The sequence below is a fragment of the Hungatella effluvii genome (genome assembly GCF_003201875.1).
Lineage (GTDB): Bacteria > Bacillota > Clostridia > Lachnospirales > Lachnospiraceae > Hungatella > Hungatella effluvii.
Genome location: NZ_QJKD01000015.1, coordinates 81,843 through 95,149, shown reverse-complemented (window position 1 = coordinate 95,149; position 13,307 = coordinate 81,843). Strand labels below are relative to the sequence as shown.

13 protein-coding genes are annotated in these 13,307 nt (G+C 46.2%); 8 read left to right on the top strand and 5 right to left on the bottom strand.

Annotation, left to right across the window (positions count from 1 at the left end; all coding sequences use genetic code 11):
* The first annotated feature begins 3 nt into the window (after nucleotides 1–3).
* Nucleotides 4–744, top strand: coding sequence for a hypothetical protein (locus DFR60_RS23515; protein WP_110325062.1), 741 nt, complete (start codon nucleotides 4–6; stop codon nucleotides 742–744).
* 20 nt (nucleotides 745–764) lie between these two features.
* Nucleotides 765–1,016 (top strand): helix-turn-helix domain-containing protein, encoded by a 252-nt coding sequence (locus DFR60_RS23510; protein WP_110325061.1) that lies wholly within the window; start codon nucleotides 765–767, stop codon nucleotides 1,014–1,016.
* Between the two features lie 147 nt (nucleotides 1,017–1,163).
* Here DFR60_RS23510 and DFR60_RS23505 read toward each other — a convergent pair whose 3' ends face one another.
* Together DFR60_RS23505 and DFR60_RS30530 are read right to left on the bottom strand one after the other, a co-directional pair.
* On the bottom strand, nucleotides 1,164–1,688 hold the full coding sequence (locus DFR60_RS23505) for a sigma-70 RNA polymerase sigma factor region 4 domain-containing protein (protein ID WP_110325060.1): 525 nt from the start codon (nucleotides 1,686–1,688) through the stop codon (nucleotides 1,164–1,166).
* Between the two features lie 7 nt (nucleotides 1,689–1,695).
* Nucleotides 1,696–1,860 (bottom strand): hypothetical protein, encoded by a 165-nt coding sequence (locus DFR60_RS30530; RefSeq protein ID WP_167437700.1) that lies wholly within the window; start codon nucleotides 1,858–1,860, stop codon nucleotides 1,696–1,698.
* A gap of 301 nt (nucleotides 1,861–2,161) precedes the next feature.
* Between DFR60_RS30530 and DFR60_RS23500 the strand changes: the two genes are divergently transcribed.
* Nucleotides 2,162–3,892, top strand: a complete 1,731-nt coding sequence (locus DFR60_RS23500) for a phage tail sheath family protein (protein WP_110325059.1) — start codon at nucleotides 2,162–2,164, stop codon at nucleotides 3,890–3,892.
* A gap of 1,142 nt (nucleotides 3,893–5,034) precedes the next feature.
* Here the strand turns inward: DFR60_RS23500 and DFR60_RS23495 are convergent.
* Nucleotides 5,035–5,304: a hypothetical protein gene (locus DFR60_RS23495; protein ID WP_110325058.1), complete on the bottom strand. Its 270-nt coding sequence runs from the start codon at nucleotides 5,302–5,304 to the stop codon at nucleotides 5,035–5,037.
* Nucleotides 5,305–5,494: 190 nt separating this feature from the next.
* On the opposite strand from DFR60_RS23495, the gene DFR60_RS30525 reads away from it, so the two are divergent.
* A complete protein-coding gene (locus DFR60_RS30525) occupies nucleotides 5,495–5,644 on the top strand; it encodes a hypothetical protein (protein ID WP_002601597.1) in 150 nt (49 codons plus the stop codon).
* 51 nt (nucleotides 5,645–5,695) lie between these two features.
* On the opposite strand, the gene DFR60_RS23490 is transcribed toward DFR60_RS30525, so the two are convergent.
* Nucleotides 5,696–6,139, bottom strand: a complete 444-nt coding sequence (locus DFR60_RS23490) for a hypothetical protein (RefSeq protein WP_110325057.1) — start codon at nucleotides 6,137–6,139, stop codon at nucleotides 5,696–5,698.
* 303 nt (nucleotides 6,140–6,442) lie between these two features.
* The gene (locus DFR60_RS23485; protein ID WP_110325056.1) at nucleotides 6,443–7,801 is read right to left on the bottom strand and encodes an N-acetylmuramoyl-L-alanine amidase family protein; all 1,359 of its coding nucleotides are present in this window, start codon (nucleotides 7,799–7,801) and stop codon (nucleotides 6,443–6,445) included.
* A gap of 139 nt (nucleotides 7,802–7,940) precedes the next feature.
* On the opposite strand from DFR60_RS23485, the gene DFR60_RS23480 reads away from it, so the two are divergent.
* The 4 genes from DFR60_RS23480 (at nucleotide 7,941) to DFR60_RS23465 (ending at nucleotide 13,303) form a co-directional block, all read left to right on the top strand.
* Nucleotides 7,941–8,750 (top strand): tyrosine-type recombinase/integrase, encoded by an 810-nt coding sequence (locus DFR60_RS23480; RefSeq protein ID WP_002601594.1) that lies wholly within the window; start codon nucleotides 7,941–7,943, stop codon nucleotides 8,748–8,750.
* 224 nt (nucleotides 8,751–8,974) lie between these two features.
* Nucleotides 8,975–11,008: a thiamine pyrophosphate-binding protein gene (locus DFR60_RS23475; protein WP_110325055.1), complete on the top strand. Its 2,034-nt coding sequence runs from the start codon at nucleotides 8,975–8,977 to the stop codon at nucleotides 11,006–11,008.
* A 55-nt stretch (nucleotides 11,009–11,063) separates the two neighbouring features.
* Nucleotides 11,064–12,032 carry an NAD-dependent epimerase/dehydratase family protein gene (locus DFR60_RS23470; protein ID WP_110325054.1) on the top strand — a complete coding sequence of 323 codons (969 nt, stop codon included), beginning with the start codon at nucleotides 11,064–11,066 and terminating at the stop codon, nucleotides 12,030–12,032.
* Between the two features lie 20 nt (nucleotides 12,033–12,052).
* Nucleotides 12,053–13,303 carry a class I SAM-dependent methyltransferase gene (locus DFR60_RS23465; RefSeq protein WP_110325053.1) on the top strand — a complete coding sequence of 417 codons (1,251 nt, stop codon included), beginning with the start codon at nucleotides 12,053–12,055 and terminating at the stop codon, nucleotides 13,301–13,303.
* Nucleotides 13,304–13,307: the final 4 nt, after the last annotated feature.

The following is a 13,307-nucleotide window of genomic DNA, read 5'->3' as shown; positions in this document are numbered from 1 at the left end:
GGTATGAACATGAAAAAACGGATTCTGATGGCAGGGCTGATCCTTGCAATGACTATAAGCGCTTCCATGACATCGTTTGCAGGATGGAAAAGTGATGATAACGGTTGGTGGTATGAATATGACGACGGCAGATATCCGGCCAACAGTATGAGCTTTATAGACGGAAATTACTATATTTTTGATAGCAACGGATATATGCTGACCGGCTGGCAGGTGTACAACTGGTACTGGTATTATCTGGATCCTTCAGGAAAAATGTGCACTGGCTGGCAGTATGTAGGGGACAACTGGTACTATCTAGATGAGGATGGGCGGATGCATACTTATTGGCTCTATCTCGGAAATAAGACGTATTATCTGAATGAAGACGGAACCCTGCGTCTGGGTGATTTTGAAGACAACGGTATCTGGTATACAGCGGATGCCGTAACCGGAGAAATCAAAAAGGGAGGGAAAAATTCCGGCTCCAGAAATATGCGTTATAACGACGATGGAAGCGTTGAGGTTTATAATGAGGAAACAAAGCAGTGGGAATATATGCCAAGTGTCGATGAACTTGCAGATATGCAGATGGATACGCTAAGGTATGATTACCTGCATTATAAATACCGCTCAGAAGCGGCGTTTGAAAAAGCCGCATGGGAACAGCTTACCGGCCTGATTTCAGATGAAGAAATCAGAGAGTTTATTGATGATGTAGAAGACGAATATGATTCAAGGCAGTATGAGTCCTATTTTTATTAAATCCCGGAGAGGTCATAGTAATGCATAAGATGAAATCGGAATCGGGGTTATCAAATGTAGCTGGTAAAAGCATTAAAGAATACAGGCTGAGCAATAATATGTCTCTGAGAGACATGGCGGAACTGCTGCAGAAGATGGGGCTCGATTGGGATAAGAATGCGGTAAACCGGGCAGAACAGGGACGCAGAACAATTATCGATGTGGAGGTAGTGAAGCTGGCAGAAGTCATGGGAATGTCCTGTGATGAACTCCTGGATGTTAGAAATATGTAGATGCTGATAAAAGCCGTGGAGACAGAAGAGAAGAATTTTGTCTCCACGGCTTTTTTGAATAAACTGGAATGAAAATTTTCCGGATTTTTTAAAAGTGGCAGCAAACAGGTCTGTTAAAAAATGTATGCAGGAATCTGTCTTACAGTATTAATCCAATAATAAGAATTTCTGTTCGAAGAATACCCTTAATTTCTTTATAACTTTTTTATGGCGATACTGCAGCGTAGTAAACGGAACTCCTGTACTCTGTGCTATGCTGCGCAGCGATTCATCCTGGCAGTAAATGTGTGCCAGAAGTTCTTTGTCTTCATTATTCAGTGTGTTTAATGCCTGTTTTAACGCGTTTATCAGGAGGTCGCGTTCAGCCTGATGTTCTACAGGATTTCGGTCTTTTTCTGCAAATAATTCACTTCCGTTTAAGCCTTTTCCAGCCAGAGCATCGTAGGAGAAGACGCCATTCCGAATATCCCCTTCCCTGAAATAACGATCCTTTCGCTCCCCATGCTGCCAAATCTTATAGATTTCCTCGCTGACAGGAATATTTTGCTGTTCGATTTTAATGTAATAGTTTATAATGATCCCCTTCTTTCCTGGTTGTGCAAATAAAACAGGAGAAAACGGGTCCGGCGCTGTGGCCTTTTCGTTTTCTCCTGCTATTTGGTAATGAATCATTCCTTTGCTAGGTAGTTTTTACTGTAGTTGTTTTCTGAGTATCCGGTTCGATTATATGGATGTGCTGTACTTTTTTACAGCGCGGGCACTTGATCTCAATGGTTCCGGCGGTCGGCGGTTTAATGTCAAACAGGCGATGATGGCATACCGGACAATAGATTATATGATTCATAAGTCTCCCTCTTTTGGAATCGAACATATGTTTTGACTCTAAAGTATCAAATTTTTTAGATTATGTCAATACCAGAATAAAAAAAACTAAACCAGAATATAAACTAATTTGAAAGGCGGATGAAAACATTCATGATCTATAGGAACAATACCACATTTCAAAAAATACATTGTTTATTACAATGGAAAAATTTATAATAGAATTACACTTATAAAAAATTGATTAATATGTAGAAGAAATAAATACCTGATAACCAGGCGGGAAAAGCAAAAACAGTAAAATATTAAGAAGGGAGAAGACTATGGCGGAGTATTTATCACCTGGAGTATACGTGGAGGAATTTGATTCAGGGGTGGTACCTGTGGAAGGGGCCAGCACCAGTATCGCCGGTTTTATTGGGGTGGCGGAGAAAGGACCGGTCGGAGGCGTACCGCGGATGGCGACTAATTTTTCGGATTTTAAGCAGGTTTATGGAACTTACCTTTCCGAAAGGGAATGTGGTAATTATCGTTTTCTGGCTTATGCAGTAGAGCATTTTTTTATCAATGGAGGGTCCCGCTGTTTTGTGGCCAGGGTCGCGCCGGCGGACGCATCCTGTGCGAAGGGAGCTGTGCCAAATACAGGAGAATACGTCCTGAAGTTTACAGCCAGTAATCCGGGGGCGTGGGGGAATGGGCTGAATATAGTTATATCTCCTTCGAGCAAGGCAAGGACTCAGGTCTTTGACGTGCTGGAGGCGGCAGAGGGCAGGCGGTACTCGGTTAAAAATAGTGTCGGATTTTTTGATGGTGATATTGTAGCGTTTTCAGATGGAAATACTACGGTTTATAATCGGGTGGTGGAGAGTAAAGACAATGTTATTTCTTTTGAACATGAATTTGAAGTGGATGTAACGGATAAGAATCTATTGCCGGATAAAATTATATCCACCTGTGAGTTCAGGCTGGAGGTCAGGTCCGGCGATTTCACAGAGATCTACGAGAATCTTTCATTTAATCGTAACATTCCACAGTATGTGGAAACGCAGGTTTCAAAATCAGATCTGATTTGTGTGGAATATGTTGGCAAAGGGAAGGAAGAACTCCGGCCGCCATTTAAGTGCCTTGCGTCTTCCGCTCAGGATACCGTGACTGTTAAGCTTTCAGGCGGCACGAATGGTAATATTCTGGACATGGAGGCTTCCGATTTTATTGGAAATGACAATGGTGCCGGAAATCGAACCGGAATCCAGGCATTTCTGGACAATGATATGGTTTCCGTTATCGCCGTTCCTGGTGTCACAGATCCAAAGGTCCAGCTTTCTATGATTGCTCATTGTGAACGAAAGAACAGATTTGCGGTTCTCGATATTCCACGGGAGGCAAAGGAGGTACAGGACATCATCAGGCACAGGGAAAATTTTGATACATCCTATGCGGCTTTCTATCATCCATGGCTGACGGTGTTTGACTCTCTCGATAAGAAAAATATAGTAATTCCTCCTTCCGGATCTGTGATGGGAATCTATGCCCGCAGTGACAATGCCCGCGGCGTCCATAAAGCGCCCGCCAATGAAGTGGTTCGGGCCTGTGTGGGACTGGATGTGCAGTTTGACAAAGGCGAACAGGACGTTTTGAATCTCAGGGGGGTAAATTTGATCCGGATGTTCCCCGGTCAGGGGATCCGGGTATGGGGAGCAAGAACTGCAAGCAGCGATGGAGCATGGAAATATGTCAATGTGCGCAGACTTTTTATATTTATAGAGGAATCCATAAAGAAAAATACAGAGTGGGTAGTATTTGAAGAAAATAACGAAGTGCTATGGAGGCGGGTACGAAGAATAATAGAAGTGTTTCTGATGGAGGTATGGAGAAGCGGCGGCCTGGCCGGACCATCTCCGGAAGAGGCATTTTATGTAAATATTGGGCGTGACACCATGACACAGGAAGAGATTGATAATGGACACCTGATTTGTATCAGTGGCGTGGCTCCAGTGAAGCCAGCTGAGTTTATAATATTCAGGATCACTCAGAATACCGCATCTGCACAGTGAAAATTTTAAGAAGAAGGTACGATAGCGGATGGTGATTCGGGATTAAAACTCAGTCATGTATGCGTGCCAGGCAGAAAATGGTTTTACAGCTGCAGAAGAGTCGAAAAGAATTTTTGCAGAAGCAGATCGTGAGGAACTGACGGACACTCATATGTATGCTATATGCGGACAAAATTGAACGAAAAATACAAACAATTATACGCTGTATGAAGTAAAGAAATGTGAGTAAAAGATAATGAGAATAATCGACAGTTCAGGCGTCTTGCTGATTAACAGATTCGTCGTATCTGATGGATAATCATTGTTACTATAACAGACGGCAACTGGCTTATAAAATGTATATGAGTATTTTTTAGATGATGTTGTAGAAGGAATGCATATTGAGGACTGGAGACTGGGACGGTAATAGAATGCAGCAATGTTTTTTTGTATTCTATTACCGGACAAACCGTATAAAACGGATATTTTGAGTCGTATTACAGATCTGGAAGGAAAAATCAAACGACTTTTTAAGCTTCTATAAACGGCATTCTTCTATAACAAGGAAATAATCGCTATTCAATAAAAATATGCAGAGAGAGACAGTGGAACAGGTGTGACGGTAGAATGAAGAGTTATATTGAAAAGGTAATGTATCCTGTTGAAACGAAATATAGAGATATTATTTGACGACAGGGTTAGAGTCAGTTACGGAACAGAGGGGGGCGGCCGAGTTACAAAGCCTCCCTCTATGATTCACAGGAGTGTCCTCTGTTGGAGGACAAATGACTGGATAGATATAGCTTTAAATGTGGAACTGTAAATTAAGAACAGTTTTAAAAGATGTATAGTAAAGTATGAAAGCGGCACTCAAAAGCATTAAGTAATTAAAGAAATTAATTTAGAAATATAAGAATTATAAAAGAAATAGCAATTAGAAATGCATCAAAAACAATATCAGGAATTCTATTAGAAAATGCATCGGAAACGATATTAATAAGTCGATCCGGAAATCAATCAGGAAATCAATCGGAGAATCATCAGAAAATCAATCAGAAAATATATCAGAAAGTATACTCACAAACCATATCAGAAAATCTACCAGAAACAATATCACCACTTACATCAGCCAACCCACCAAAAACCACATCACGCCTCCCTCTCTACCGCTCCTCCCCCTCAATCACAATCTTATCGAAATACCCACATGCCCCCAACACCCAAAGCGCCTCTTTGATAACCCGCTCATCTCCGGCGGCACGGAGTATGATTCGTTTGTTCTCAAAACGGTTTTCCAAAATGTTTTTTAGGGCTCCCGGGCGGTAGGAGGCTCTGGGGACCATACCGTAGCAGGCCTGCTGCACATTTTTTGCCGGTGGGTTTGGATCGATGAGAATAATTTTGTCGAAATCGTAAATGACATCGTTTTTCATATATCTGGTACTTCCTTTCGGAGAAGATGGATACATATGGTACTGCTGATTTTTTTTGACTTAACCGTGTGTTTATTGACTTTTTGTGAGGCCGCCGTTTTGTCGAATATTGCGATATGTTTTGCTTTTCAAACGGCCGGAAACGTCTTATAGTGGTTACAAGAAAAGCAAAAAAAGGAGGGTTTTCCACATGACTGATACTGAAAAGATGAGGTTCATGGAAATGGAGAATATGAGGTTAATGGAAGAAAATGTTAAGCTTCGCAGGGTGATATCGAAATTAAATCAGACGCTTAACAGACTGATCGAACATTACATAAGTTCTGACAGGATTGCATGACCGAGGGTGAGGGGGAGTGCCCCGCACTCCCAATAAAACTCTCTGTTATTGCTATTCCGGATTTTCGGAGTTATCGGTGCCGCCGGAAGCTTTTTTCCCAGATGGTGGAATAGGAGATTTGCCGGCCGGTTCGATTCCTTTGTTTTTACGCACCAGATCCCAGATTGTCTGATGCATCCATTCAACGGTCTCGTTCAGCTTTTTATTTTCGGCTTCCAGTTCGACGATGCGATCGCTCATGCGGGCGATGACCTCTCTGTTATTATAGGCCTTGTGCGGCGCCATCAGGCGTTTGACGTAAGGAGAAGAAGCAGAAATAATCTGTTTCGACAGTAAATCGTCCCGCTCTTCACAGCTTAAATCCATAAAGTCCTGAAAACTGATGGACAAAGGTACCATGTCCACGGAGCATTTGGGACATACCGCATTTTTAGGAAGCTGGTAATATCCATAATACCCGCATTTCGAACAATAGTACACGGAAAGCTCTCTCATAGCGTCCTCCTTTTTTGCTTTTCCTGCCAAAATGGCAGGACTCTTCTATATATATAACGTATAATGAATGAAATTGTAACGCGAAATATCGCCTTTTTGTAGAAATTTCCAAAATTTTATGTTTTTTTAACACTATTGCTCTAAATAAGGAGCAAAAAATGCAATCTGGTTTTTTGGGTTTTAAACGTAAGAACTGTATATTCTCATCCCTGATGCAGTAAAAAAACAGACTGCCCCAAGGGGCAGCCTGCCGGTTTGAACGGATGAAACTTTTGCTGCTTTTTATTTATTACTTTCTATGCATTACTGGATAATGCCGTTTACGTCGACAACCCAGGTCTTGCCGTTAGAATCTTTATAATCTTTGAAGCCATTTCCAAGTTCCGGCTTTGTAGCGGATTTGGAGGAAGAGGACGCCTTCTGGATGGAACCGCTTGTGTTCACCAGATACTGGTTTCCGTCGTAATTCATCGGAGCCAGTCTTAAATCAGAGTCTGCGTCTTTTCTTAAACCATACTCGTACAGTGTGTTGTCACGGATACCATGGAAGCCCTGGCCCTTTCTGGAGCCGTCGGTATAGAAGAACCATGTCTGATTCTCATCTAAATCTTCATTGTAAATAACCTGCTTGCCGGTTCTCATAACGCCGTCCTCTGCGAAGTAGAAGTTGGCAATTTCTCCATCTTCCAGATTGACAACCTTTAAACCAGTCTGCATTTCACCCTTTGTATTAAACGCATATTTCTTAGACTCTACAGTGAATAACTGAAGTCCGTTATCTGCATGGTACGGCTTACCGTTTTTGAAGTAGAAGTTATAAAGTTCACCTTCTGCGCTGATGCCCTCCACGCCCTCGATGGTTCTCCATCCGGTTACGCGTTTTCCATTTTCCGGCTCATAGTACTGATATCCGGCCACGGTGGTTGCTGTATTTTCTGCAGCATCGGAAGGAGTTGCATTTTCTGCATTCTCTTCTGCAGGAAGCTTAAACCAACCTGTCTGCATTACGCCGTCTACGAAGGTATAGTAGTCGCCGCTGATCTTTTTATCGACCTGATTTTCTACCATTTTTCCGTTTGTGTCAAAATAGTACCAGGAATGGGTCATCTCAGGATCGTCGCTTTCATTTTCCAGCTGAATCCAGCCGGTCTTCATCACGCCGTCGTTTGCCTCACCCAGGTAGTATGTCGCGTTATCTATTTCTACCTTTCCTGTCATCATCTGTCCGTCTTCGTTGAAGTAATACCAGCTTTCGCCGACCTTCTGCCATTTGGAAACCGCGGCCTTGCCGTTCTTTCCGTAATAGTACCAGTGGTACTCGGCTGCGTCAGGGGAGTCCCATGCGTCTTCATTTTCAATGGAGATCCACTGGTCCATAACCCGTTTGCCGGTTTCATCAACGTAATATTCATCAATCTGTGCATTTGTGGCGATTTCGCCTTCTTCATTTAAGTAATACCAGTCTTCGCCGCGCTTCTTCCAGGTGTCTGTTAAGAAGTAATCGTCTTCTTCATAATATTTGAAGGAACCGTTTTCCTCTACCCAGCCGATTGTCTTCGCATATGCGATGGAAGAACCTGCGGTGAAGCCCATCTCTGGAGCTGCTACGGTCATTACTGCCGCAGCGGATAATACAGCCATCATTTTTAAATTCTTTTTCATAAAAAATTTCTCTCCTTTTTTCTCACTTTGATTTGTCGTGGCCGAAAATCCATAGTTGCATTACTCTGCGATTATAACGTACGCTAGGTGGGTAGCGAAAGTGTGGGTTGATGGCAGATATGGAAGGAGATAACAGAACATGGAGATGGATGTAGAATTTGAGGGGTTCCTCCGTAGAAGCAATCTGGCCGATAATACGATAAAAGCCTATGTATACGCGGTGAAACAGTATTGCGGCCGGTATGACAGAGTGACGAAAAGTAATCTCCAAAAATACAAACTGTTCCTGCTTGAAAACTACAAACCGAAAACCGTGAACCTGCGGATAAGGGCAGTAAACTGTTATCTGGAAGCAATCGGCAAGGAAAAACTGGCATTATCTTCTGTCAAGGTACAACAGAAGACGTATCTGGAAAATGTAATCAGCGACGCAGATTATATGTATTTTAAGGAGTGCTTAAGAAGGGACGGGGAATGGTTCTGGTATTTTGTCATCCGTTTCATGGCCGCCACAGGAGCCAGGGTGAGCGAACTGGTTCAGATTAAGGCGGAGCATGTGCAGACGGGCTACTTAGATCTCTATTCCAAGGGCGGAAAAATTCGGCGTATTTACATACCGAGCGCCCTGCGGGAAGAGGCTATGCAGTGGATTAAATACCGTGGAATCGAGAGCGGTTTTCTTTTTTTAAACCGTTCGGGAGACCGTATCACTACGAGGGGAATTGCCGGGCAGCTGAAGAAATTTGCCGCCCGGTACGGGATCCCCGTGGAGGTGGTCTATCCCCATTCCTTTCGCCACCGGTTCGCGAAGAATTTCCTGGAAAAATTCTCAGACATCGCGCTTCTGGCCGACTTAATGGGGCATGAAAGCATCGAGACAACGAGGATTTACTTGAGAAGAACGAGTTCCGAACAACAGCAGATTGTAGACCAGGTAGTAGACTGGTGAGAAAAGGGGGTAAAAAGTAAGAAAAACTTCAATATGCATTTTATAAGGGGTGTGGTATACTATGAGTACTTAGCGAGGTATTTTCGAGCTTAGTACGAATGCACACCTGGACACTTAACGAGGTACTTCACGAGTTTAGTGACCATGGTGTACTATGAGTACTTAGCGAGGTATTATCGTACTTAGACAGACATTTATTATTTTTTATGTAAGGAGAATCCATCATGCGAATGAAAGTATCCAATTACATCTCCCAAAAACTTGTGGATTTTGGTATCACACAGGTATTTACCGTGACCGGAGGCGGAGCGATGCACTTAAATGATGCACTGGGGCATCAGGAGGGACTTACCTGCCTTTATAATCATCACGAGCAGGCATGCGCCATCGCGGCAGAGTGTTATGCGCGGGTTCAGGGACGCATAGCGGCTGTCTGTGTTACGACAGGCCCGGGGGGCACCAATGCCATCACCGGGGTTGTAGGGGGATGGCTGGACTCCATACCCATGCTGGTATTATCCGGACAGGTTCGATATGACACGACGGCAAGGTGGTCGGGAGTGGGAATCAGAGCCATGGGAGACCAGGAGTTTGACATCACGAAGGCGATCGACTGTATGACAAAGTACAGCGAGATGGTCATCGACCCCATGAGAATTCGCTACTGCCTGGAGAAGGCCATCTATCTGGCCTATTCCGGCCGCCCGGGTCCGGCGTGGCTTGACATTCCGCTGAACGTTCAGGGCGCTTATATTGAGACAGAGGAACTGATCGGTTTCTCACCGGAAGATTATGAAGCGGGAGGCGATGGCTGGGCCGTGCCTTCCGATTGTCACGGTGATTCGTGCGGTGAACGTGTGAGTGATTGTCCAAAGATAGAGGCCGACAATGCGGGGCAGGGCGAGAAGCGTCAGGTGCTTCCGCCATCCGTAACGCGGGAAACGGCCAGAGAAATTATTGAAAAGATTAAAAACTCCCAACGGCCTGTTATCAACGCAGGAAATGGAATCCGAATCGGACATGCCTTCGATGTCTTTTCCAGAGTTGTGGAAAAGCTTGGCGTTCCTGTCGTGACCGGCTGGGACAGCGAGGACTGTATGCCGGATGACCACCCGCTCTACACGGGCCGCGGCGGCGGCATGGGAGACCGCGCGGGCAATTTTGCCATACAGAACAGTGACCTGGTTTTATCTCTCGGAAGCCGCTTAAGCATCCGCCAGGTGGGATATAATTACAGTACATGGGCGAGAGCTGCCTATACCATTGTCAACGACATTGATCCGGAAGAACTGAAGAAGCCATCCGTTCACATCGATATGGCGGTCCATGCGGATGTGAAGGATTTGCTGGAACAGTTGGAGCTGGTTCTGGATGAAGAGTACGGAGCCGGACAGCCTGTGTTTACCGGCGGCACCGGGCTTAAGGACAGAACATGGACGGAGACCTGCCGCATGTGGAAGGAGAAATATCCGGTTGTCCTTCCGAAGCATTTTGACCACGGGGAAGACGAGGACGCCAATGTCTATGCGTTCATGAAGGAAATGAGCAGCCGTCTGAATGAAGAACAGGTGATCGTTGTAGGCAACGGTTCCGCCTGCGTTGTCGGCGGGCATGCGTGTATCATAAAGAAGGGGCAGCGGTTTATCTCGAATTCAGCCATCGCCTCCATGGGATACGATTTGCCGGCGGCCATCGGGGCCTGCATGGCCGTGCTGGAAGGCGGTATGCAGGAACGGGCTGCGCAGGAAGGCCACATGCAGCAACCCGTATCGCAGCTCACCAGCAGCGATATTATCCTGGTCACCGGCGACGGCAGCATTCAGATGAATCTTCAGGAGCTTCAGACGATCATTCATCACCGGATGCCGATCAAGATCTTTTTGATCAACAATGGCGGCTACCATTCGATCCGGCAGACGCAGAAAAATTTCTTCGGTGAGCCGTTGGTGGGAATCGGTGTGGACAGCCACGACTTAAGCTTCCCGGATATGGAGAAGCTGGCGGGCGCCTACGGATATCCTTACTGCAGGGCATGCCATAACGGAGAACTGGTTCCGGCCATTGAGACAGCCCTCCGGACGGACGGTCCTGTGATCTGTGAGATCTTCGTGAGCCGCGATCAGAATTTTGAACCGAAATCAGCCGCGAAACGCCTTCCCGACGGAACCATGGTGTCTCCGCCGCTGGAAGATTTGTCTCCATTCCTTCCGGATGAGGAGATGGATGAGAATATGATGATTCCGCGGATCAGGGAATGATGAAACAGTGATAAATGAGCAGCGAAAGTGTGAAGAATAAGGAGACGTTTAAACGTTGAATATAGTAGTGACGGGCGCGACGAGTTTTATCGGCGCGCCCATGGTTGACAAACTGATCGGAATGGGACATGATGTCTATGCAGTCGTGCGTCCTGCGTCAAAGAATATTGCAAGGCTCGATACGGGAAGGGAACGCCTCCATGTGATTGAGATGAATTTAGAGGAGGCCGACCGCCTGGACGGCGCGATTTTGATGCCGTGCGAGGCATTTTTTCATTTTGGCTGGGACGGCGCAGGCAGTGAAAACCGGATGAACCGGGACGTGCAGCAGAAGAACGCGGCTGACTCCTTAAAAGCGCTGGAAGGCGCGAGAAAGCTGGGCTGCCGGACCTTTCTGTTCAGCGGCTCCCAGGCGGAGTACGGAATCCACCGGGAAGCGATGATGGAAGACACTCCGCTAAATCCTGTATCGGAATATGGGAAAGCGAAGGTGGATTTTGGCAGGCAGGCCATGGAAGCGGTCAGCCGCTGGAGACAGGAAGGCCATGATTGTCACGGTGACTCGTGCGCAGATCGTGCGAGTGATCATTTCCGGTACATTCATGCCAGAATCTTCAGCATCTACGGACCGGGAGATCATCCGTGGTCCCTGGTGGAAAGCTGTCTTAAGACATTTCCGGCAGGGGGATACCTTTCTCTTGGCGAATGCACGCAGATGTGGAATTTTCTGTATCTGGATGACTTGCTGGAAGCGCTCATAGCCCTCTGGTTAAGCGGCGCGGAAGGAATCTTTAACGTCGCCGGAGAGAGTGGGGAGACGAGGCCTTTGAGAGAGTATGTCCGTCTGATGTACGAGGAGTGCGGCTGTCATGGAAGCTACAGCTACGGCATGCGGCCTCAGAATGCGGAAGGGCCGGCCAACCTGATTCCAGATGTGAAAAAGCTGATGGAAGCGACAGACTGGAGGCAGGAAATACCCTTTCAGGAGGGAATTCGTCGCCTGATCCAAAGAAAAAATATTTGACAAGCAGGAGTTTTTATGGTATGAGAGATAAGATTTGTATTGCATGCGGGAAAGCACTTCCGAAACGGCCGCTGATTGTTCTGGATGGCATGCCGGCCTCCGCACAGGATATCCCTGATGTGGAAGGAAGAAATGAGGACAAAGGGATTTCCCTGCATCTGCACCAGTGCGATTTCTGCGGTCTGGTGCAGTTTGACTGTGAGCCTGTCGGCTATTATAAGGACGTCATCCGCTCCGGCGGATTTTCCACCACCATGGTGAATCTGCGCAGAAGACAGTACGGAGCTCTGATTGAGACGTATCATTTAGAAGGAAAGAAATTTATTGAGGCCGGATGCGGTCAGGGAGAATTCTTGTCCGTACTCACGGAGTTTCCGGTGGAGGCTTATGGCATTGAGCATAAGGCAGACCTGGTGGAGCTGGCGAAGAGCCGGGGATTAAAGGTCTGGAGACAGTTTACGGAAGATGAGAATACGGTTCTGGAGAATAAGGAAGACGGCTGTCACGGGCCTTACGATGTATTTCTGTCCTTTAATTTTCTGGAGCATCAGGCCCATCCGGTCCGGATGCTGAAATGTCTTTATAACAATCTGACGGAAGGCGGTCTGGGACTTCTGACTGTTCCGAGTCTGGAATATATTTTGAAATACGACGGATATTATGAGCTGATTCGTGATCATCTCGCCTATTACACCTTCGACACCCTGCGTTTTGTGCTTGCGGAGGCGGGCTTCGAAGTGCTGGAAGAGGAGATGGTGAACCGGGATACGCTGTCGGTGGTTGTGAGAAAACGGCCGGTGGTGGATGACGTCAGGCCGGAAGTTAGGATGCCTGGAAAGACTGGGGACGCGGATCACGTTGGGGAAGATTCAGAAAGCTGCGGTATTTCTTCTGCCATTGCAGGCTTTGTGGAGAGCCGCCAGGAGTTGAATCTGGAAGTGGACCGCATTTTAAATCAGTTTGATGAGACAGGCCGGACGCTCGCTGTCTGGGGAGCCAGCCATCAGGGATTTACTCTGGCGGCGACTACCGGGCTTAAGGACCGTGTGAAATACATGATCGATTCGGCGCCATTTAAACAGGGGCGCTTTGCTCCGGCATCTCACATTCCCATCGTAGCTCCGGATCATTTTGAAGAAGAGCCTGTGGATGGCATTCTGATCGTAGCTCCGGGATATACGGAGGAGATTGCGGGAATCATAAGAGAAAGATTTGGAAGCAATGTGGAAATTATGACCCTGCGGAGCAGACATATTGAGAAACTGTTATGAATAA

Bases quoted from the DNA above. Each gene is read 5' to 3' on its own strand.
- DFR60_RS30530 (WP_167437700.1), bottom strand. From the start codon at position 1,860: ATGAATCATATAATCTATTGTCCGGTATGCCATCATCGCCTGTTTGAC.
- DFR60_RS23495 (WP_110325058.1), bottom strand. From the start codon at position 5,304: ATGAAAAACGATGTCATTTACGATTTCGACAAAATTATTCTCATCGAT.
- DFR60_RS23465 (WP_110325053.1), top strand. From the start codon at position 12,053: ATGAGAGATAAGATTTGTATTGCATGCGGGAAAGCACTTCCGAAACGG.
- DFR60_RS23490 (WP_110325057.1), bottom strand. From the start codon at position 6,139: ATGAGAGAGCTTTCCGTGTACTATTGTTCGAAATGCGGGTATTATGGA.
- DFR60_RS23500 (WP_110325059.1), top strand. From the start codon at position 2,162: ATGGCGGAGTATTTATCACCTGGAGTATACGTGGAGGAATTTGATTCA.
- DFR60_RS23510 (WP_110325061.1), top strand. From the start codon at position 765: ATGCATAAGATGAAATCGGAATCGGGGTTATCAAATGTAGCTGGTAAA.
- DFR60_RS30525 (WP_002601597.1), top strand. From the start codon at position 5,495: ATGACTGATACTGAAAAGATGAGGTTCATGGAAATGGAGAATATGAGG.
- DFR60_RS23485 (WP_110325056.1), bottom strand. From the start codon at position 7,801: ATGAAAAAGAATTTAAAAATGATGGCTGTATTATCCGCTGCGGCAGTA.
- DFR60_RS23475 (WP_110325055.1), top strand. From the start codon at position 8,975: ATGCGAATGAAAGTATCCAATTACATCTCCCAAAAACTTGTGGATTTT.
- DFR60_RS23515 (WP_110325062.1), top strand. From the start codon at position 4: ATGAACATGAAAAAACGGATTCTGATGGCAGGGCTGATCCTTGCAATG.
- DFR60_RS23480 (WP_002601594.1), top strand. From the start codon at position 7,941: ATGGAGATGGATGTAGAATTTGAGGGGTTCCTCCGTAGAAGCAATCTG.
- DFR60_RS23505 (WP_110325060.1), bottom strand. From the start codon at position 1,688: ATGATTCATTACCAAATAGCAGGAGAAAACGAAAAGGCCACAGCGCCG.